The 12,570-nt window shown below is 73.5% G+C and carries 13 protein-coding genes; 7 read left to right on the top strand and 6 right to left on the bottom strand.

The genetic code is table 11. From position 1 onward, the window contains the following. The first annotated feature begins 125 nt into the window (after positions 1–125). Both J4709_RS40085 and J4709_RS40090 read left to right on the top strand, forming a co-directional pair. Entirely contained in the window at positions 126–1,475 is a 1,350-nt protein-coding gene (locus J4709_RS40085) for a DNA recombination protein RmuC (RefSeq protein WP_208249662.1), read from the top strand. 56 nt (positions 1,476–1,531) lie between these two features. After that, a complete protein-coding gene (locus J4709_RS40090) occupies positions 1,532–2,080 on the top strand; it encodes a DUF6542 domain-containing protein (protein ID WP_307801973.1) in 549 nt (182 codons plus the stop codon). Positions 2,081–2,101: 21 nt separating this feature from the next. On the opposite strand, the gene J4709_RS40095 is transcribed toward J4709_RS40090, so the two are convergent. Continuing rightward, positions 2,102–3,067, bottom strand: a complete 966-nt coding sequence (locus tag J4709_RS40095; protein ID WP_208249663.1) for a 4-hydroxy-3-methylbut-2-enyl diphosphate reductase — start codon at positions 3,065–3,067, stop codon at positions 2,102–2,104. Positions 3,068–3,311: 244 nt separating this feature from the next. Between J4709_RS40095 and J4709_RS40100 the strand changes: the two genes are divergently transcribed. Then, entirely contained in the window at positions 3,312–4,115 is an 804-nt protein-coding gene (locus J4709_RS40100) for a DUF8129 domain-containing protein (protein WP_208249665.1), read from the top strand. Positions 4,116–4,186: 71 nt separating this feature from the next. Here the strand turns inward: J4709_RS40100 and J4709_RS40105 are convergent, their stop codons facing one another. Continuing rightward, a complete protein-coding gene (locus J4709_RS40105; RefSeq protein ID WP_208249667.1) occupies positions 4,187–5,152 on the bottom strand; it encodes an ArsR/SmtB family transcription factor in 966 nt (321 codons plus the stop codon). A 55-nt stretch (positions 5,153–5,207) separates the two neighbouring features. On the opposite strand from J4709_RS40105, the gene J4709_RS40110 reads away from it, so the two are divergent. Further along, positions 5,208–6,455, top strand: a complete 1,248-nt coding sequence (locus tag J4709_RS40110) for an MFS transporter (RefSeq protein ID WP_208249669.1) — start codon at positions 5,208–5,210, stop codon at positions 6,453–6,455. A 77-nt stretch (positions 6,456–6,532) separates the two neighbouring features. Here J4709_RS40110 and J4709_RS40115 read toward each other — a convergent pair whose 3' ends face one another. Then, positions 6,533–7,762, bottom strand: a complete 1,230-nt coding sequence (locus J4709_RS40115; RefSeq protein WP_208249671.1) for an MFS transporter — start codon at positions 7,760–7,762, stop codon at positions 6,533–6,535. 21 nt (positions 7,763–7,783) lie between these two features. After that, positions 7,784–8,209, bottom strand: a complete 426-nt coding sequence (locus tag J4709_RS40120; protein ID WP_307801975.1) for a MarR family winged helix-turn-helix transcriptional regulator — start codon at positions 8,207–8,209, stop codon at positions 7,784–7,786. Positions 8,210–8,329: 120 nt separating this feature from the next. Between J4709_RS40120 and xseA the strand changes: the two genes are divergently transcribed. Then, a complete protein-coding gene (gene xseA, locus J4709_RS40125; protein ID WP_208249673.1) occupies positions 8,330–9,544 on the top strand; it encodes an exodeoxyribonuclease VII large subunit in 1,215 nt (404 codons plus the stop codon). Positions 9,545–9,554: 10 nt separating this feature from the next. Continuing rightward, positions 9,555–9,791 (top strand): exodeoxyribonuclease VII small subunit, encoded by a 237-nt coding sequence (locus J4709_RS40130; RefSeq protein ID WP_173096270.1) that lies wholly within the window; start codon positions 9,555–9,557, stop codon positions 9,789–9,791. A 42-nt stretch (positions 9,792–9,833) separates the two neighbouring features. On the opposite strand, the gene J4709_RS40135 is transcribed toward J4709_RS40130, so the two are convergent. Both J4709_RS40135 and J4709_RS40140 read right to left on the bottom strand, forming a co-directional pair. Next, positions 9,834–10,667 carry a DUF4245 domain-containing protein gene (locus J4709_RS40135; protein ID WP_307801976.1) on the bottom strand — a complete coding sequence of 278 codons (834 nt, stop codon included), beginning with the start codon at positions 10,665–10,667 and terminating at the stop codon, positions 9,834–9,836. 20 nt (positions 10,668–10,687) lie between these two features. Beyond that, positions 10,688–11,353 carry a TetR/AcrR family transcriptional regulator gene (locus J4709_RS40140; protein ID WP_173096271.1) on the bottom strand — a complete coding sequence of 222 codons (666 nt, stop codon included), beginning with the start codon at positions 11,351–11,353 and terminating at the stop codon, positions 10,688–10,690. A 180-nt stretch (positions 11,354–11,533) separates the two neighbouring features. Here J4709_RS40140 and glpX point away from each other — a divergent pair, with 180 nt between their 5' ends. Continuing rightward, complete coding sequence (gene glpX / locus J4709_RS40145; protein WP_208249682.1) at positions 11,534–12,568, top strand: class II fructose-bisphosphatase; 1,035 nt, start codon at positions 11,534–11,536, stop codon at positions 12,566–12,568. Positions 12,569–12,570: the final 2 nt, after the last annotated feature.

Here is a 12,570-nt window from a genome sequence, read left to right on the forward strand (position 1 = left end):
CTCCGCCCCGGGAGCGTTGGGGAGCAGTAGGCCGACAGGGGGGAATAGCGAACCGATTGTCCGTTCCGGCGGGCATTCCGGCGCGTCGTGGTCGCGCTTCGCGAGTCCGCTGTCACGATGAAGTAATGGACCTCGCGCTGTTCGCCGGACTTCTCGTCGGCGCCGTCTTCGGCGTCGTCGCCGGGTACGCGCTCGCGACGAGCCGGCAGGGCGCGCTGATCGCGCGGGCGCGGGCGGCGGAGGAGAAGCTCGCCTACGCCGAGGGCCGGATGGCCGAGCACTTCGAGAACCTGTCGGCGAAGGCGCTGGACGCCAGCAACCAGCGGTTCCTGGAGCTGGCGGACGCGCGGCTGAAGGCGGCGGGCGTCGAGGCGGCGGGCGAGCTGCAGCGCCGCCAGCAGGCCGTCGAGCACCTGGTCGCGCCGCTGAAGGAGACCCTCTCCAAGGTCGAGGAGCAGCTCCGCGAGGTGGAGACGGGCCGCCGCGAGTCGCACGCGATGCTCGCCAAGCAGGTCGACTTCGTCCGGCAGAGCTCCGACCAGCTGCGGCGGGAGACGCAGGGGCTCGTCCGGGCGCTGCAGCGGCCGGAGGCGCGCGGCCGGTGGGGCGAGCTGCAGCTGCGGCGCGTCGTGGAGCTCGCCGGGATGACGCACCACTGCGACTTCGACGAGCAGGCGAGCGCGGCCACCGCGAACGGGACGGTCCGCCCCGACATGGTGGTCCGGCTGGCCGGCGGCAAGAGCATCGTCGTCGACTCGAAGGTGTCGCTGGCCGCGTACCTGCAGGCCGCCGAGACCGGCGACCCGGTCCGGCTGGACGCGCACGCCCGGCACCTGCGCGACCACGTCGACCGGCTCGCCGCCAAGTCGTACTGGCAGGCGTTCAGCCCGGCGCCGGAGTTCGTCGTGCTGTTCATCCCCGGCGAGGCGTTCCTCGCGCCCGCGCTGGACCGCGATCCGGGGCTGCTGGAGCACGCGATGCGGCGCCGCGTCCACATCGCGACGCCCACCACGCTGATCACCATGCTGCGGACGGCGTCGTACGCGTGGCAGCAGGCCGCGCTGTCGCGCAACGCCCGCGCCGTGTTCGAGCTGGGCAAGGAGCTGTACGAGCGCCTCGGCACGATGGGCCAGCACGTGGACGAGCTGGGCCGCGCCCTTACCGGCGCCATCAAGTCCTACAACCGGACGGTCGGCTCCCTGGAGACGCGGGTGCTGGTCAGCGCCCGCAAGCTGAACGAGCTGGGCGTCGTAGAGGAGCCCTTGGACGGCCCCCAGCCGGTGGAAGAGAGCCCGCGCGCGCTCTCCGCGGCCGAACTGACGGCGCATGAGGACCGTCCTAACGACCGGGGGCTCTCCGGTCGCGGGGCCCCCGGCGATGACGAGCGACCTCGGCCCGACGCCGCGTCGGAACCGGTAGGTTTCGGCGGACGGGCCATCCCTGATCAGGATGATCGGCGAGAGAGGTGGCCATGAGCCCATCGACGGCAAGCGACGCGCCGGGCGGCGCCTCGCCGGCTTCAGGGGGTCCAGTGGGACGTCAGCGCGCCGGCTCCGCGCCGCGTTCGCACGCCGCCGGCGGGGCGGGCGCGATCGCGCTCACCGGGCGCGGCGGCGTCGTCGTCATGTTCGGGGCGGGCCTGGTGTGCGCGCTGCTGTCGCGGTGGCTCGGCGTCCCGCTGCTGGCCGGCGCGGGCTTCGCGATCGCGTGCGCGCTGGCCGCGTTCGCCACCCGCCCGGCGGACCTGCTGACGATCGCGGTGAGCCCGCCGCTGGTGTTCTTCTTCGCGACCGTCCTCGCGGAGATCGCGTCCGCGCTCGGGCACGGCTCGCTGCTGCGCGCGCTCACCGTCGGGCTGCTGACGTCGCTGGCGGCGACGGCGCCGTGGCTGTTCTTCGGCACGGTGCTGGTGCTGGTGATCACGATGGTCCGCGGGCTGCCGGCGAACGTGCGGGAGCTGCGCGGCAAGCTGGTCGGGGTCCGGTTGTTCGAGAAGGAGGACAACGAGAACCCCGTCCGCTGGGACGAGTCCCCCACCACGACCGCCGAGCGCCGCCTGCACCACGGCGACGTCGACTGAGGACTGAGGACTGAGCGACGGCTAGACGGGCGTGACGCGCAGGTCCTTGCGGAGCTCCTTCGGCAGGGAGAAGCGCATCCTCTCCTGCACGGACTCGATCTCCTCCGCCTCGCCGAAGCCGCGCTCGGCCAGCCACGCCAGCACGCCCTGGACGAGCTCGTCCGGGACGGAGGCGCCGCTGGTGACGCCGACGACGTCGACGCCGTCCAGCCAGGCCGGGTCGATCTGCTCGGCGTAGTCGACGAGGTGGGCGTCGTCGGCGCCGTGCTCCTTGGCGACCTCGACCAGCCGGACGGAGTTGGAGGAGTTGGTGGAGCCGACCACGATGACGAGCTGGGACTGCGCGGCCATCTCCTTGACGGCGGTCTGCCGGTTCTGGGTGGCGTAGCAGATGTCGTCGGACGGCGGGTCCATCAGCTTGGGGAACCGCTCGCGGAGCTTGTCGACGGTGGCGATCGTCTCGTCCACCGACAGGGTGGTCTGCGACAGCCAGGCGACCCGCTCGGGGTCGCGGACGGTGATGTTGGCGACGTCGTCGGGGCCGTCGACGAGGTGGATGTGGTCGGGCGCCTCGCCGGTGGTGCCGATGACCTCCTCGTGGCCCTCGTGGCCGATCAGCAGGATGTCGTAGTCCTGCGCGGCGAACCGGACGGCCTCCTTGTGGACCTTGGTGACCAGCGGGCACGTGGCGTCGATGGTGCGCAGGTTCAGGCCGCGGGCCTCGTCGTGGACGACGGGCGCGACGCCGTGCGCGGAGAACACCACGATGGCGCCCTCGGGGACCTCCTCGGTCTCGTCCACGAAGATCGCGCCGCGCTCCTCCAGCGTCTTGACGACGTGGACGTTGTGCACGATCTGCTTGCGGACGTAGATCGGCGCCCCGTACTTCTCCAGGGCGATCTCGACCGTCTGGACGGCGCGGTCGACGCCCGCGCAGTAACCACGCGGCTTGGCGAGCAGGACACGGCGCTGGCTGTTGGCGGTCATGCCCCCATCGTACGAGCCGCCCCGCGCTCGCCGTGCAGCGCGGGACGCGGCGCGCCGGGGCGCGGGAGAGCCGCGCGGAAAGGGGTAATGGTCAGGTGAAGCCCGCTGTGTGATCCACTCCACGCGGCTTTTGGACAGAATTCCATTAACCCGGGGTGACCCTGCTCGCACCCATGGGGCAGAGTGAGACACGAGAAGACGATTGCCGCATGTGCGTGACAGGACGGCAGGAAGAGGAATGACCATGACGAGATCGCCGCGCCGCCTCAAGCAGCAGGTCCAGGACGCGGTGGGCGAGCAGGTCCGCGATCTCCCGCTGCACGCCGTCCGGCTGGCCATGTTCGGTGTGGGCCGGGCGCTCCTGCTCGGCGACCGGATGACCCGCGACTACAAGGAGATCACCGAGGGCGACGGCGTCGGCCCGGTGATCGGCCGGCTGCGCGACGACGTCCGGCACACCGCGGAGAAGGTCGTCGGGAAGGTCGTGGAGACGGTCCGCGGGGAGGAGCCCGAGCCGGAGCCGCGGCCGCGGGCCCGCACCCGGCCGGCCAGGCCGGCGGCGGAGCGCGGGACGGCGCGGACGGCGCAGCGCCGGGCGGCCGACGGGGAGATCTCCGTCGGCAAGCCGGGTGCGAAGCCCGCCGCGAAGCCCGTCCAGGACGACGCTCCGGTCGCCGAGCCGGCGCCGGAGCCGAAGCCGGCCGAGCCGCGTCCGGAGCCGGAGGCCCAGGCGGAGCCGGCTCCGAACCCGGTGCCGGAGGCCGACCCGACGCCCGCTCCGAAGCCGGAGAAGGCCGAGGAGGCGGGGCCGTTCGAGCCGAAGCCGGAGCTGCGGCCGGCCGCGCCGGCGGAGGCCGCGAAGGCCGCTGAGGGCCTGCCGGTGCCGGACTACGACGCGGCCACGCTGCCGCAGCTGCGCGCGCGGCTGCGCGGGCTGTCGGCGGACCAGGTGAAGCTGCTGCGCGAGTACGAGCGCAAGCACGCCGCCCGCCCCGAAGTGATCCAGATGTACGAGAACCGGATCGCCAAGCTCAACGGGCTGAACTGATCCGGAGCGCGCGCGTCGAGGCCCGTCCGGCCTGGTTCCGGGCGGGCCTCGCGCATGCCCGGGGGTGGCCGTCAGCGGATGAGCCGGTCTCCCAGCGGGCTGCGCATGTAGAGGACGGACCGCCCCGCGCGGGTGCGGTTCAGCAGGCCCCCGGCGTGCAGGGCGGTCAGGTGGTGGCTGACCGCGCCGGGCGTGACGCCGAGCCGCCGGGCGATCTCCGTGGTGGACGCGGGCGCGGCCAGCATGACCAGCAGTTCCGCGCGGCGCGCGCCGACGAGCGCGGCGAGCGCGGCCGGCCCCGCCGGGACGGTGTGCTCCCAGATCGCGCCGCGGCCGCGGGCGGGGTAGCAGATCAGCGGCGGCGGGCCCTGCTCGTCGATCATGGTGATCGCGCCGCGCACGAACAGGCACGGGACGAGGACGAGCCCGCGCCCGGCGACGTCCACGGCGCGTTCGGGCGCGAGCCCGGAGGGGACGGCGAGCCGGACGAGCCCGGGCGTCCAGGTGATCCGGTCGTCCAGCTCGGCGAACAGCGCCGCGGCCCCGCCGAGGGTCAGCCGCCGCGCCCGGTGCACGAGGTCGGCCTCCAGGACGGCTTGCATCCGCGTCCAGTACGGCTCGACGCAGGCGTCCCAGTACGCCTCGAACGCCGTGCAGATCCGGTCGAGCAGGGCCGCCGGGTCGCCGCTCAGCACCGGCGGGACGGGCACGTGCCGGTAGGCGGCGGCGATGTCGTGCCGGACGACGTCCGGCGGCGTCTTCCGCAGCACGGCGAGGTCGTCGGCGATCCCGGCGCCGATGCCGGCGGGGCGCGGGGTGAGGAAGTCCGGGATCCAGCCGTGCGGCGCGTGCAGGACGTCCAGCAGCCCGGTGTCGAGCCGGGCGTACGCGGCGGCGGTCTCGCGTACCCAGGGCAGGTGCTCGGGGTGCTTGGCCGGGAACAGGCGCGGGCGCAGGCTGAAGACCAGCTCGAACAGGGGCGACATCCCGAACGACGTCTCGGCGAGGTCCTGGACGCCGAGCCTGAACTCATACATTGAGTAATAGCGTAAATCCATTCCCGCCGGCGGGCCGCACGGCTGGGATGGGCGTATGACGACGACCTCCTCCCGGGCCCCGGGCGTGGCGAGCCTGGCGCGGCATCCGGTGATCCGGGTGCTGTCCGCGGCGATGCTGGTCAACACGCTCGGCAACGGCCTGTTCATGACCACGAGCGCGTTGCTGTTCACCCGCGCGGTCGGCATGTCGCCGTCCCAGGTCGGCGTCGCGCTGGCGCTGGGCGGGGTGTTCGGCATCGCGGCGGGGGTGCCGATGGGCCGGGTCGCCGACCGGTTCGGGGCGCGTCCGACGGTGGTGGCGCTGCTGGGCGCGGAGGGGGTGCTGATCCTCGGCTACACGCAGGTGCACTCGTTCTGGTCGGCGGTGCCGCTGATCTGCGGCGTCACGTTCCTGGACCGGGGCGCGAGCGCCGTCCGCAACGCCTTGGTCGCGCACGCGCTGCCCGCGGAGCTGCGGATGCCCGGGCGGGCGTTCCTGCGGATGATGACCAACACCGGCGTGGGCGTGGGGGCGGCGCTGGCGTCGCTGGCGCTGGTCGCGGACACCCCGGCCGCGTACCGGACGATCGTGGTGCTCGACGCGGTGACGTTCGCGGCGGCGGCGCTCCTGCTGACGCGGGTCCCGGCGGAGCGTCCGGCGCGGGACGCCTCGTCCGGCGGCGCCGGTCTCGCCGCGCTGGGCGACGTCCCGTACCTGGTCATCACCGTGCTGGCCGGGGTGCTGGTGCTGCAGCAGGGGATCCTGGAGGTCGGCGTGCCGCTGTGGGTGACGCGCGACACGCACGCGCCGCGGCTGCTCGTCTCGGCCTGCCTGGTGCTGAACACGGCCATGGTCGTCGCGTTGCAGGTGCGGATGAGCCGCGGCGCCGAGGACCCGCGGGTCGCGGCCCGGGCGTGCCTGCGCGCCGGGACGCTCATGGCGGTCGGCTGCCTGCTGTTCGGGCTGGCCAAGGGGCCGGACCCGTGGACGGCGTCGCTGCTGATCCTGGCGGCGCTGGCGGTCCAGACGGTCGGCGAGGTGCTGTGCGCGGCGGGCACCTGGGCGCTCAGCTACGAGCTGGCGGACGAGCGCGCGCACGGCGTCTACCAGGGCGTCTTCAACAGCGGCTTCGCGGCCGGGGTGCTGCTGGGCCCGCTGGTCGTCACGCAGACGGCGCTGCGCCACGGCATGGCGGGCTGGGCCGTCTTCGGGGCGGTGTTCCTGGTGACGGCGGTCGCGTTCGTTCCGGCGGCCCGCTGGGCGGCCGCGAACCGTCCGTTCGCGGTGCCGGAACCGGGCTGAGCATGCGGGCACCCGCGCGGCGGCACTGCCGGGAGGGCGGGCCGCCACGCGGGTGATCGTGCAGGTGATGCCGCTCGTCAGGCTTGGACGGGGAGCGGCTCGTCCTGGAAGGCGTGGTCGATGTCGACGCGCTCCAGCGGCGCCATGTGGCGGCGCCGCGCCGCGAGGATGCCGATCGCGACGGCGCAGCAGGCGGCGCCGACGACGTAGGGCAGGTGCGGGTTGACCTCTTCGGCCAGCTTGGTGGCGAAGTAGGGGGCGAGCGCCCCGCCCATCCAGCGGACGAAGTTGTACCCGGCGGACGCGACGGGCCGCGGATTGTCGGAGACCTCCATCGCCGCCTCGGTGAACGCGGTGTTGTTCAGCCCGATCGGGATGCCGGACAGGATCGTGCAGATGATGATCCCGTCGTGCCCGAAGAAGGCGAGGCCGAGCTGGAAGAGCACCAGCAGGGCCAGCCCGAGGTACATCACCCGGACCGTTCCAACGCGGCGCTGCAGCGCGGGCGCGCCGAACACCGAGGCCAGCGCGACCATCACGCCCCAGCCGAAGAACACCAGGCCGATGCCGTGCGCGCTCATGCCGAGCACGAACGGGGTGAAGGCGAGGACGGTGAAGAACGCGTAGTTGTAGAACAGCGCGGTGAACGCGGTGGTGGCGAGCCCGCCGTGCCCGAGGGCGCGGATCGGCGCGCTCAGCCGGGTCTTCTCGGCGGGCTTCGGCGGCGCCTTGAGCAGCGTGCTGATCAGCAGGAAGCCGACGGCCATCAGGATCGCGGTGCCGAAGAACGGGAACCGCCAGTTCATGTCGCCGAGCAGCGCGCCGACGAGCGGGCCGAGCGAGATGCCGAGGCCGAGCGCGGCCTCGTACAGGACGATGGCCTTCTCGGCGCCGCCGGACGCGGCGCCGACGATGACGGCGAGGGCGGTGGCGACGAACAGCGCGTTCCCGAGGCCCCAGCCGGCCCGGAAGCCGACGAGCTGGCCGACGGTGTCGGACGTGCCGGCGAGCGCGGCGAACAGCACCACGAGGGTGAGCCCGATCATCAGCGTCCTCTTGCCGCCGATCCGGCTGGACACCCAGCCGGTGATCAGCATGGCCACCGCGGTGATCAGGAAGTAGCTGGTGAACAGCAGCGACACCTGGCTCGGCGTCGCCGACAGGTTCTTGGCGATCGCGGGCAGGATCGGATCGACGAGCCCGATGCCCATGAAGGCGACGACGGCGGCGAAGGCGGTGGCCCACACCGACATCGGCTGCCTGAGGATGCCGCCGCCCTTCGTGGTCGACGAGGGCCGAGCGTGCATGGAGAACCTCCCTTTAGGGGATCAAGGAGCGGCGAAGAGCTTGTCGAGGGCGGGCAGCGCCGCGGCGACCGCCGCGCGCTCCTCGTCCGTCAGCCCCGCGAACCGTTCGGCCAGGAAGCCGATGCGCTGCGCGCGCCCGGCGGCCAGCCGCTCGCGGCCCGCCGCGGTGAGCGCGGCGGTGACGACGCGGGCGTCCGAGCCGTCCCGGCCGCGCTCCACCAGGCCGTCGCGCTCCAGCCGGTTGATCTGCGCGGTCATGGTGGGGAGCCGGACGCCGTGCTCGGCGGCGAGCTCGGTCATCCGGCGCGGCCCCGGCTCGAGCGAGCCGAGCACCGACAGCTGCTGGCTGGTGATCGCCTGGTCGGCGGTGGCGCGGCGCAGCATCAGCACGATGTGCCGCAGGCTGCGGTTGAGCTGCTCGGCCAGCGCGCTCTCGGAAACGGTCACGGTCTGCTCTCCTCGGAGTTACTTAGTCAGTCTAAGTTAGTGTGGCTAAGCATCAAAGCGGTCCGGCATGTCTCGTCCGTCACACGCCGCCGCGTTCCCGCCGCCCGTAGGCTGCGGGGCATGGCGATGGAGACGACGGCCGAGGCCCCCGTGCCCGTGCGGACCGTCCTGCAGGCGGTCGGCGGCTGGATCGGCCGGCTCGGCCGGATCTGGGTCGAGGGCCAGATCACCGACCTCAACGCCCGCGGCGGGACGGTCTACATGACGCTGCGCGACCCCGTCGCGAACATGTCGGTGCGCGTCGTCGGGCCGCGCGGGGTGTTCGAGGCCGCCGGGCCCGCCGTCACCGACGGCGCCCGCGTCGTCGTGCACGCCAAGCCCGACTTCTGGATCAACCGCGGGACGTTCTCGCTCAGCGCCATCGAGGTCCGCCCGGTCGGCGTCGGCGAGCTGCTGGCCCGGCTTGAGCGGCTCAAGCAGGTGCTCGCGTCCGAGGGCCTGTTCCGCCCCGAGCGCAAGCGGCCGCTGCCGTTCCTGCCCGGCAAGATCGGGCTGATCTGCGGCCGCGACTCCGACGCCGAGCACGACGTCCTGCAGAACGCCCGCCGCCGCTGGCCCGCCGTCGCGTTCCGCGTCGAGAACACCGCCGTCCAGGGCTCCTACGCCGTCGGCGAGGTCATGGAGGCGCTGCGCAAGCTGGACGCCGACCCCGAGATCGAGGTCATCGTCATCGCCCGCGGCGGCGGCGCCATGGAGGACCTGCTGCCGTTCTCCGACGAGGCGCTGGTCCGCGCCGTCTCCGCCGCCCGCACCCCGGTCATCAGCGCGATCGGGCACGAGCAGGACAGCCCGCTGCTCGACCTCGTCGCCGACGTCCGCGCCTCCACTCCGACCGACGCCGCGAAGAAGGCCGTCCCGGACGTGCGCGAGCAGCTCCAGCTCGTCCGGCAGCTCCGCGACCGCGGCCGCCGCTGCCTGGCGGGCGGCCTGGAGCGGGAGTGGCACTGGCTGAGGAACGTGCGGTCGCGGCCCGCGCTCGCCGACCCCGTGCGGGAGATCGAACGGCAGTCCGAGCAGGTCCTGGCGCTGCGCGACCGCGCCCGCCGGTGCGTGGCGTCCGCGCTGGACCGGGCCGGCGACGAGCTGTCTCACACCCGCGCCCGGCTCGTCGCCCTCTCCCCCGCCGCCACCCTCGACCGCGGCTACGCGATCGTCCAGCGCGAGGACGACGCCGTCGTGCGCGACCCCGCCGACGTCAAGGACGGCGAGCGCCTGCACGTCCGGCTCTCCGGCGGCCGCCTCGCCGTCACCGCCTCCGGCGGCGAAGAGCCCTAGAGTTGGGCGAGTGGCAGAAGAGAACGCGACCGAGCGCAAGCCCTCGTACGAGCAGGCCCGCGACGAGCTGACCGACGTCGTCAAGCGCCTGGAGGCCGGCGGGCTGACGCTGGAGGAGTCCCTCGCCCTGTGGGAGCGCGGCGAGAAGCTCGCCGCGGTCTGCGAGGAGTGGCTGGAGGGGGCGCGCGCCAGGCTCGCCGCCGCCATGCAGGGACCGGAGGACGGCGAAGCCCCGGCCCCGTTCTGACCGTAGGAGGACACTCGCGCGGGGCGGGCCCGACGGCCCGGGTCAGGACCCCTGGGTGGGCGACGCCGACGGCGCCGGGCCCGCACCCTGCTTGGGCTGCGGCTTCAGCGAGCCCGCCAGCACCGCCAGCTCCTCGTACGACGCGGTGCCCGTCACCACCAGGCTCACCCCGTCCGGCAGCGTCCGCGCCAGCGTGTTCGCCTTCTTGTCGTTGCGGTGGTACTTCGTCCAGGCGGCGCCGCCGACCTGCTGCTCGCCGACCGGCTTGCTGCTGGTGGCCATCCGCGGGACGAACTGCCCCGCCTTCTCGTTGCTCAGCTCGAACGCCGCGTACTCGCCCTTCGGCGTGACGAACCCGAGATGCCACGCGACCGGCTGCTTGCCGCCCGTGTCCAGGCCGCTCAGGCGCGAGGACGTCGGCCGCCAGTGCGGCGGCAGCCCCTCCGGCGCGTACGCCGTGTAGGGCGCGTCGCTGCGCAGCGCCCACAGCTGCGCCGAGTAGTCGACGGTCTGCAGCACTTCCTTGTTGTCGCGCGGCGTGATGACGAAGATCGCCAGCACCAGCAGCAGGCACGCGCCCATCGCCATCGTGAACCCGCCGAGCCCGGTGGTCAACCGCTTGTACACGGCCGGGCTGACCTTCACCACGGGACGCCCCGCGGCCTGCGGGGCCGCGGCGCCCTCGCCTTCGGCCGGCGCGGACCCGCCCTCGGCCTCGCTCGACGCGGCGTCCTGCGCAGCGGACGCCTCCGTCGCGGACGGCTCCACCGCTGCGGACGGCTCCGCGGCGGGCGGCCGCTCGCCGGCGGCGGGCTGCTCGGACCCGGAGGCGGTCTCGGCGGCCTCCGGAGCGGAGGCGGGACTCTTGTCGGTCACCCCTCCAGGATCCCGCACGGTCAGGGCTGCTCCGTACGGGGGTCGCTGATCGTGCCGACGATGCCCATGATCTCGTCCGCGAGGGTGCGCGCGGCGTCCTCGTCGTCCATCAGCGAGATCTCCGACACCGCGCCCGCCATCGCGCCCGTCAGCACCACGACCAGCGCCTCGTCCACGCCGCCGTCGGCGGTGTGGAACAGCGCCGCGTTCCGCCGCGCCCACTTGTTGAGCCGCTGGCGCATCACCCGGTCGAACCCGGGCGGGCCGTCGCCGGAGATGAACAGCCGCGCGACGTCCCGCTCGCGCAGGCAGCCGTCGAGGTAAGCGCCGGCGCCCGCGACGAACTGCCGCATCGGGTCGCCCTCGCCCGCGTCCCGCACCGCGCTGATCGCCTTGCGGGTGCGCTCCTGCTGGCGGCCCTGGAACTCCTCGAACAGCGTCAGGTACAGGTCGGCCTTGCCGTTGAAGTGGTGGTACAGGCTGCCGACGCTGGCGCCCGCCTTGGCGACGATGTCGGTCACCGCGGCCTGCGCGAAGCCCGCCTCGCAGAAGACGTCCCGGGCGGCCGACAGCAGGGCGCTGCGCGTGGCGGCCCCGCGGTCGGAGGTCCGCGCGGGCGCCTCCGCGGCGCGCGCGCCCCCGTCCTGTGCCGCCCCGCCGGACGAGACGTCGATGTCGCTGCTCATGAGCCCTGAGATTACGCCCTCTTCCCACGGGGAAACGATCCCTTGCCCGCGTGACGGTCAAATCCACCCGCGCACGCGGGCGGCTCTCCCCGGCGCACCGGCTGGTCTGGTCCAATTTGTGGCCTGCCGTCCGGTCCCCGGAGAATCCGAGTCACCACCGAACGAAGGGGCCGCCCCGTCATGTCCGAAGAGACCACCGTGTCCTCCCCGCTGACCACCGAGCCGGCCGCGCCGGACCGCAACCTGGCGATGGAGCTGGTCCGGGTGACCGAGGCCGCCGCCATGGCCGGGGCCCGCTGGGTCGGGCGCGGGGACAAGAACGGCGCCGACGGGGCCGCGGTCAACGCGATGCGCCAGCTCATCAACACCGTGTCGATGCGCGGCGTCGTCGTGATCGGCGAGGGCGAGAAGGACAACGCGCCCATGCTCTACAACGGCGAGGAGGTCGGCGACGGCTCGGGCGCCGAGTGCGACGTCGCCGTCGACCCCGTGGACGGCACCCGGCTCACCGCCCTCGGCATGAGCAACGCGATCGCCGTGCTGTCGGTCGCGCCGCGCGGCTCGATGTTCGACCCGTCCGCGGTCTTCTACATGGAGAAGCTCGTCACCGGGCCGGAGGCCGCCGACGTCGTCGACATCGAGCGCCCCATCGCCGACAACATCCGCGCGATCGCCCGCGCCAAGGGGTCGTCCACGCACGACGTGACGGTCTGCATCCTGGACCGGCCCCGCCACGAGGGCATCGTCAAGGAGGTCCGCGAGACCGGCGCCCGCATCAAGTTCATCCTGGACGGCGACGTCGCCGGCGCGATCATGGCGTCCCGGCCGGGCACCGGCGTCGACCTGCTCCTCGGCATCGGCGGCACGCCCGAGGGGATCATCGCCGCCTGCGCGATCAAGGCGCTCGGCGGCGTGATCCAGGGCCGGCTGTGGCCGCAGGACGACGCGGAGCGGCGCAAGGCGATCGACGCGGGGCACGAGCTCGGCCGCGTCCTGACCACCGACGACCTCGTCACCTCCGACGACGTCTTCTTCGCGGCCACGGGGATCACCGACGGGGAGCTCGTCGACGGCGTCCGCTACAGCAAGGGCACGGCCGTCACGCACTCGCTCGTGATGCGCTCGCGCAGCGGCACGATCCGCACGATCTCCAGCGAGCACCAGCTCAGCAAGCTCCGCGCCTACAGCGCCATCAACTTCGACAGCGCGGTCTAGCG

Origin of the sequence: Actinomadura violacea (assembly GCF_017573465.1) — a bacterium.
In the GTDB taxonomy this organism is placed as follows: Bacteria; Actinomycetota; Actinomycetes; order Streptosporangiales; family Streptosporangiaceae; genus Spirillospora; species Spirillospora violacea.

Coding starts and splice junctions, on each gene's coding strand:
- J4709_RS40110 (WP_208249669.1), top strand. CDS start 5,208: ATGACGACGACCTCCTCCCGGGCCCCGGGCGTGGCGAGCCTGGCGCGG.
- J4709_RS40100 (WP_208249665.1), top strand. CDS start 3,312: ATGACGAGATCGCCGCGCCGCCTCAAGCAGCAGGTCCAGGACGCGGTG.
- J4709_RS40115 (WP_208249671.1), bottom strand. CDS start 7,762: ATGCACGCTCGGCCCTCGTCGACCACGAAGGGCGGCGGCATCCTCAGG.
- J4709_RS40105 (WP_208249667.1), bottom strand. CDS start 5,152: ATGTATGAGTTCAGGCTCGGCGTCCAGGACCTCGCCGAGACGTCGTTC.
- J4709_RS40085 (WP_208249662.1), top strand. CDS start 126: ATGGACCTCGCGCTGTTCGCCGGACTTCTCGTCGGCGCCGTCTTCGGC.
- J4709_RS40095 (WP_208249663.1), bottom strand. CDS start 3,067: ATGACCGCCAACAGCCAGCGCCGTGTCCTGCTCGCCAAGCCGCGTGGT.
- glpX (WP_208249682.1), top strand. CDS start 11,534: ATGTCCGAAGAGACCACCGTGTCCTCCCCGCTGACCACCGAGCCGGCC.
- xseA (WP_208249673.1), top strand. CDS start 8,330: ATGGCGATGGAGACGACGGCCGAGGCCCCCGTGCCCGTGCGGACCGTC.
- J4709_RS40140 (WP_173096271.1), bottom strand. CDS start 11,353: ATGAGCAGCGACATCGACGTCTCGTCCGGCGGGGCGGCACAGGACGGG.